This window comes from Streptomyces sp. NPDC001532, assembly GCF_040298625.1.
In the GTDB taxonomy this organism is placed as follows: Bacteria; Actinomycetota; Actinomycetes; order Streptomycetales; family Streptomycetaceae; genus Streptomyces.
The window spans coordinates 20,801-27,323 of sequence record NZ_JBEPAL010000071.1 but is presented as its reverse complement, the minus strand read 5'-3'; the positions used below and the strand labels follow the sequence as shown (position 1 = coordinate 27,323).

6 protein-coding genes, 1 tRNA gene and 1 other RNA gene are annotated in these 6,523 nt (G+C 71.8%); 1 reads left to right on the top strand and 7 read right to left on the bottom strand.

The window, feature by feature from the left end; translation table 11 throughout:
• Both ABT232_RS37080 and ffs read right to left on the bottom strand, forming a co-directional pair.
• A partial coding sequence (locus ABT232_RS37080; RefSeq protein ID WP_351848844.1) for a DNA polymerase III subunit gamma and tau occupies window positions 1–1,305 on the bottom strand: 1,305 nt, incomplete at its 3' end.
• A gap of 73 nt (window positions 1,306–1,378) precedes the next feature.
• Window positions 1,379–1,477: signal recognition particle sRNA small type (gene ffs / locus ABT232_RS37075), an RNA gene on the bottom strand.
• 72 nt (window positions 1,478–1,549) lie between these two features.
• On the opposite strand from ffs, the gene ABT232_RS37070 reads away from it, so the two are divergent.
• Window positions 1,550–1,637 (top strand) — tRNA-Ser (locus ABT232_RS37070).
• A gap of 287 nt (window positions 1,638–1,924) precedes the next feature.
• On the opposite strand, the gene ABT232_RS37065 is transcribed toward ABT232_RS37070, so the two are convergent.
• The 5 genes from ABT232_RS37065 to ABT232_RS37045 form a co-directional block, all read right to left on the bottom strand.
• The gene (locus tag ABT232_RS37065) at window positions 1,925–2,557 is read right to left on the bottom strand and encodes a hypothetical protein (protein WP_351848841.1); all 633 of its coding nucleotides are present in this window, start codon (window positions 2,555–2,557) and stop codon (window positions 1,925–1,927) included.
• A complete protein-coding gene (locus ABT232_RS37060; RefSeq protein ID WP_351848839.1) occupies window positions 2,554–4,068 on the bottom strand; it encodes a hypothetical protein in 1,515 nt (504 codons plus the stop codon). Before ABT232_RS37060 ends, ABT232_RS37065 begins: the two co-directional genes overlap by 4 nt.
• Before the next feature lie 8 nt (window positions 4,069–4,076).
• On the bottom strand, window positions 4,077–4,547 hold the full coding sequence (locus tag ABT232_RS37055) for a hypothetical protein (protein ID WP_351848837.1): 471 nt from the start codon (window positions 4,545–4,547) through the stop codon (window positions 4,077–4,079).
• A gap of 103 nt (window positions 4,548–4,650) precedes the next feature.
• A complete protein-coding gene (locus tag ABT232_RS37050) occupies window positions 4,651–5,277 on the bottom strand; it encodes a response regulator (RefSeq protein WP_351848834.1) in 627 nt (208 codons plus the stop codon).
• Window positions 5,274–6,416 carry a sensor histidine kinase gene (locus ABT232_RS37045; RefSeq protein WP_450871979.1) on the bottom strand — a complete coding sequence of 381 codons (1,143 nt, stop codon included), beginning with the start codon at window positions 6,414–6,416 and terminating at the stop codon, window positions 5,274–5,276. The genes ABT232_RS37050 and ABT232_RS37045 overlap by 4 nt, the downstream gene beginning before the upstream one ends.
• Window positions 6,417–6,523 lie beyond the last annotated feature (107 nt).

Here is a 6,523-nt window from a genome sequence, read left to right as displayed (position 1 = left end):
GGGGGGGGGGGGTGGGGGCGTCGGGACGGGGGCGCGGGCGGGGGCGGGGCCGCCGCCCGCCGGGATCGGGGCGGCGGCGGCGCCCGCGTGGACGTCCGGGCCCGGTACGTACCCCATGGCGGGTGCGGCGGCGCCCGCCGAGAAGTTGATGCCGCGCTCCAGGCGGTCGAGGCGGGCCATGACGGACCGCTCGTCCCCGTAGGCGGCCGGGAGCATGACCCGGGCGCAGATGAGTTCCAGCTGCAGGCGCGGCGAGGTGGCGCCGCGCATCTCGGTCAGGCCCTCGTTGACCAGGTCGGCGGCGCGGCTCAGCTCGGCCGCGCCGAAGACGCCGGCCTGGGCCTGCATCCGCTCCAGGACATCGGCCGGGGCGTCGATGAGGCCCTTCTCCACGGCGTCCGGCACGGCGGCGAGGATCACCAGGTCGCGCAGCCGCTCCAGCAGGTCGGCGACGAACCGGCGAGGGTCGTTGCCGCCCTCGATGACGCGGTCCACGACCTCGAAGGCGGCGGCGCCGTCGCCGGTGGCGAAGGCCTCGACCACGGAGTCGAGCAGGGACCCGTCGGTGTAGCCGAGCAGGGAGGTGGCCATGGCATAGGTCACACCTTCCTCCCGGGCGCCGGCGAGCAGCTGGTCCATGACGGACATGGAGTCACGCACGGATCCGGCGCCGGCCCGCACGACCAGCGGCAGCACGCCCTCCTCGACCGGGATGTCCTCCTTCCGGCACACCTCGCCGAGGTAGTCCCGCAGGGTGCCGGGAGGGACGAGCCGGAACGGGTAGTGGTGCGTACGCGACCGGATGGTGCCGATGACCTTCTCGGGCTCGGTGGTCGCGAAGATGAACTTCAGATGCTCCGGGGGCTCCTCGACGACCTTGAGGAGCGCGTTGAAGCCGGCCGACGTGACCATGTGGGCCTCGTCGATGATGTAGATCTTGTACCGGCTGGAGGCGGGGCCGAAGAAGGCCTTCTCGCGCAGCTCACGGGCGTCGTCCACACCACCGTGGGAAGCGGCGTCGATCTCGATGACGTCGATGGAGCCCGGGCCGTTCCTGGCCAGGTCCTGGCACGACTGGCACTCCCCGCAGGGTGTGGGGGTGGGACCTTGCTCACAGTTCAGGCAGCGGGCCAGGATGCGGGCGCTGGTCGTCTTGCCGCAGCCGCGCGGACCACTGAACAGGTACGCGTGATTGACCCGGTTGTTCCGCAGCGCCTGCTGCAACGGGTCGGTGACATGCTCCTGCCCGATGACCTCGGCGAACGACTCCGGGCGATAGCGGCGGTACAGCGCGAGAGACGACACGCATACGAGGTTATAGGCGCCCACCGACAACCGGCCCCGCCCGAAGATCCACCGCCTGCGGAAGCGGTCCGGGAACGCAAGCGCCCCCCACGCACCCGCCAGAGCCGACCTACCCTTGCTGCCTTCCGGCCCTGGGGGAGTTCAGTCAGATAGCGCCGCGTGAGGGGCTGCGCCCACAGTACCCGATGGCGACCGGAGGGAACGAGTTCGCGAGCACCCTTCTCGGTCATGTAATGTTCCGAGCGGAGGATTCGCCTAGAGGCCTAGGGCGCACGCTTGGAAAGCGTGTTGGGGGCAACCCCTCACGAGTTCGAATCTCGTATCCTCCGCCAGTGCCTCACCGGGCACGATGTCGAAGGGCCCCACCGCGAGGTGGGGCCCTTCGACGTTGTGCGGGGCTCTTCGGCGACCTCGTCCGGCGCTGTTCTGCGAGACGGTGAGGCAGGTCGGCAGAAATAAGGCGCCCTCGCGATGCCGGGGATCTGGGTGAACGGACTCGTCGCCCTCTTCGACTGACCGGACTGGCCGGACTGACCGGACTGACCGGGAAGGGCCCCGACCGGCGATCCGGTGGGGCCCTTCGCGTGTGCGGTCTCGTGTGCGGTCGGTTTGCCGCGGCTCAGTCCGTGGCGGACGGGGTCGCGGGGAGCGGGCTGACGCCCGGCTCGAAGTGGGCGCGGAGGTAGATGCGGGTGCGCTGCGCGGAGTACTCGTGGGCGTACAGGCGGACGCAGTGTTCATCGGAGGTGTCGTACGCGGGCGCGCCGAGGTCCTCGTCGGCCTCGGCGGCGCCGGGGCAGACGTAGCCGTAGCGGACGCCGTCCTCGAAGGTCTCCGGTTCCGGGAGGCCGAGGTGCGTGAAGTCGTGGGCGGGGACGTCCTGCGCGGCCGTCGGCTCCAGCCACTTGCCTTCCGGCGGGTTCTTCTCCAGATAGGCCTCCGCCTCGGAGCGGGTGAGCGTGAAGGTGAGCAGGCCGGTGTCGAAGCGGGCGGTGACCTCGTAGGCCGCCTCGGGCGAGGCGGCCGTGGCGGGGACCTCGACGCCCATCTGCTCGCTCATCCACCGCGGGGTGATGCCCTCGGCCCAGCCGGCGTCCGACGCCGCTTCGGTGGTGGCGCGGCCGGACCGGTCGGCGCCGCCGCTGCCGCCGTCGCCGCCGGTGCCGCCGTCGCCCTGGGTGCCGCAGGCGGTCAGCACGGCGGAGAGGGTCAGCAGGGCGGCGGTCAGCCGGGAGCGGTGCGGGAGGTTCATCGGTGGGCCGCCCTTTCCGGCGCTGTCTGGGTCGTACGGTCCTGCTGCTGCTCTCGGACAGGATTCAAGCGTCCGTCCCTGCTCTCGTCGGGACCCGGTAGCGGGTCGTCGTTCGGCTGCGCGGAGCCGAGGTCGTAGTGCTTGACACCGCTGCTGCCCGACATGTCGAACTCCTGGGCGAGACCGACCCGGTGCAGCTTGGCCATCTCGCCGTCGGGGATCTCCATCGGGCCGACCTTGACGCCCTTGCCCTCGTCCCAGTTGTAGCGGTCCCAGACATTGGCCTGGTAGTCGACGGTGATCTTGGGGTTGCCGTGCTCGTCCGGGACGGCCGTGACCACACCCGTCACATTGGTGTTGGCTCCGCCCACCGCGTAGAACCAGTTCTTGTCCAGCGACTCGGTGAAGTAGAAGCCCTCGGGCTGTTTCGCCTCGACCGGGAACGCGATCGGCTTCCCGCCGTTCTTCCGGAACTCCTCCTGGGCCTGCCGGCGCCAGTCGTCCTGGTTGAGGCGCACGGTGTCGTCGACGTACGACTTGAAGGCCGGGACGTCCGACATCATCTTGTCCACCGGCAGGGTCATGGGGCTGCCGCTGTTGTTCAGGTAGTGCGCCATGTGCCGGGAGGCGTCCGTCATGCCCTTCCAGTCGGCGCCCTCGGCCAGCAGTTCCATCTTCTGCTTGGTGACCCACTGGTCGAAGCCCGGCGACTCGGAGTCGTGCTTCCCGGAACCGGCGTCCGCCGCGACCTGCGGCATGGTCGGGCTCAGGATGCCCGCGGCCATCAGGCCGTCCTTCTGCGCCAGCCAGAGCCGCGCCCGCGCGTCGGGGCTCAGCGACTCCCACAGGCGGCGCAGCTCCGCCCGCTCCTTCTCACTGGTGTCGTCGCCCTTCTTCGCCAGTTCCTCGGCGCGGGGCAGCTGCTCCTCGTCGAGGGAGGTGTACCTGGCGTGGCCGGCGTTCGCCGGGTCGCCGCCGTGGCTCTTGCGCAGGGCGCGGACGGCCTGCGCGTCGACCTCGGCGGCGTGCCGGACGATGCCGGTGAGGGTGTCCGCGTACCACTGCATGCGGTCCTTGGTGCGCTGGTCGGGGCCCTCCGGCGTGCACATGGTCTCCATGACGCGGACCGTGCCGCCGGGGCCGTCGGAGACCAGGAAGCCGGGGTCCGGCGGGTTGTGGGACGGGTCTCCCTTCCGCGCCGAATCGGTGAGGGTCCTCGCCTGCTGCTGGTACCGCGTCAGCTCCTCGTGCGCGTCGGTGAGGACGTTCGCGATGCTCACGGCCTCCGTGTGCAGGTCCGTGAACTCCTTGGCCGTCTTGCCCACGAACTCCTTGGTCACGGTGGCGTTGAGGCCCTTCCAGCGGGCCGCCTCCGCCTTCTTCGACAGTCCGTCCCGGACGTCGGTCGTGAGCTTGGCCAGGTCCGCGGCCATCGTCTTCCAGTCGGACGCCGCGGTGCCCAGCTTCGTGAGGTCCAGGGCCATGAGGTCCGAGTATGTGAAGTCCGCCATGGTCCCCCCTACTTGAAGTAGTCGTTGAGCGCCGAGACGGGCAGCGTGCCGGTGCGGCCGCGGATCTCGGCCGCGATGCCCTTGTCCTCCTGCGCGGCCAGTTTCTTGCTGTAGTCGAGGTGGTTCGAGATGTGCGCGCAGGCTTGCAGGACGTGCTTCACCTGCGAGGTCCACACCTCGACGGTCGTCTCCAGCTCCGAGCCCAGCCCGAGGTGGTGGCTCTTGAGGGCGGCGGCCGCCTGCATGGTGGTGCCGGAGCCGTTCTTGTCGATGCCCGCTCCGGCGATGTCGGCCCTCTTCTTCAGCTCGCCGTGCAGGATGAACGCCTCGTGGCCGACGGCCCCGAGGTCGTCCTGGTGCACGATGAGATCGGCGCCGCCGGAGCCGGACGGGCCCGGCTCGGCCTGGTTGAGCTGCATGCGGGCGGTGTGGGCGTCCGACGCCTGCGTCTTCGCCCTCTCCCATTCGTCCCACGTCATGTCGTCCCCCGTCGTGTCACGGCGGGCGTTGCTCTTCGTGTCGCCCGCCGGTTCCGCGAATCTATCAACTGGCTGTGTCTGACCTGGGGTTCGGCGAGCCGGGTCAGGTCACGAGGCGCTGTTCCTTCGCGACCGCGACCGCCGCCGCGCGGGTGGTGACGTCGAGCTTGTCGTAGATGCGGCGCAGGTGCGTCTTGACGGTGGCCTCGCTGATGAAGAGGGTGCGGGCGATGTCGCGGTTGGTCAGGCCGCGGACGAGATGGCCGAGGATGTCGCGCTCGCGCGGGGTGAGGGTCGGGCCCGGGGTGCGCAGGTGGGCCATGACCCGGCCGGCGACCGGCGGCGAGAGGGCGGTACGGCCCTCCGCGGCGGCGTGGATCGCGGCGAAGAGCTCCTCGGGGCGCTCGGCCTTGAGGAGATAGCCGGTGGCGCCCGCCTCGATGGCGCGGGTGATGTCCGCGTCGGTGTCGTAGGTGGTGAGGACGAGGATGTGCGGCGCCGGGTCGCCGGCGGCCAGCAGGCGCCGGGTGGTCTCCACGCCGTCGATGCCCGGGCCCAGCTGGAGGTCCATCAGCACCACGTCGGGGGCGAGTCTGCGGGCCAGGGCGACGGCCTCCTCGCCGGTGGCCGCCTCCCCCGCCACCTCGATGTCCGGGGCGCTGGAGAGCAGGGCGCGCAGGCCCGCGCGGACGACCGCGTGGTCGTCGCAGAGGAGGATCCGCACGGTCATCGGGGCTCCGCAGGTGTCGTCAGGGGGATGGCGGCGGACAGGACGGTTCCCTCGCCGGGGGCCGACTCGATCGCCAGGGTGCCGCCGAGCTGGCGCAGCCGGGCGCGGATGGCCGGGAGGCCGTGGCCGCGTACGTCCCGCACGGGGGCGGGGGTACGGGGGTCGAAGCCCCGGCCGTCGTCCGCGACGTCCAGCACGATCTCGTCGTCCAGGCAGGTCAGGGTGAGGGTGGCGGTGGTGGCGGCGGCGTGTTCGCGGACGTTGGCGAGGGCGCCCTGGGCGATGCGCAGCAGGGCGGACTCGACGAGGGCGGGCAGCGGGGCTGCCGGGGTGCCCTCGGTGTGCAGGCGGACGGTGAGGGCGTCGTCGCTCTCTCGCTCGGCGAGGGCGGTGAGCGCGGCGACCAGGCCGGCGCCGGCGGCCAGATCGGCCGGAGTGAGGTCGTGGACGAAGCGGCGGGCCTCGGCGAGGTTGTGTTCGGCGACCGAGGCGGCCGTACGGAGGTGGGAGCGGGCCGTGGCGGGGTCGCTCTCCCAGACCCGGTCCGCCGCCTGGAGCAGCATCCGCTGGCTGGACAGGCCCTGGGCGACGGTGTCGTGGATCTCCCGGGCCAGGCGTTCGCGTTCGGCCAGCATGCCCTCGCGGCGCTCGGTGGCGGCCAGGACACGGCGGGTGCGGACCAAGTCGTCGATGAGGGCGCGCTGGCGGGCCGACTGGCGTTCCATCGTGACGAACACGGCCGTGGCGACGGCGGCGACCGCCGGGGGCGCCAGCAGCACGTTGGGGTCGGCCCAGCCCGCCAGCTTCAGCTGGGCGGCCACCACCAGCGCGGTGAGCAGGGTGACCAGGGTGATCGCGGCGCGCGCCGGGAGGGTGCGCAGGCCGGTGTAGAAGAGCGGGACCGCGCACCAGGCGTAGCTCGGCGCCAGCACCACCAGCACCGTCCAGGTCGCCACCACCGCGCCGAGCCAGAGCATCCGGCGCACGGTGAGCCGGGCGCCGAGGGCCGGGCCGAGCAGGTACAGGGCAGCCAGCAGCACCGACAGGGCGATCACCCACGGGGTGCGCGGTTCGGGGCCGTGCCGGGCGAGGTAGCGGGCGAGGGAGGCGCCGAGCAGCACGAAGAAGGCCGAGTGCATGACGACGGTGAGGGTGGTGAGCGTGCTGCCGGCATCGCGTTCGGCTTCCCGTACGCCGTGGTCGTCCGTCATGGCCCGCTGCACCGCCTTTCCTCCGCTCGCGTCGC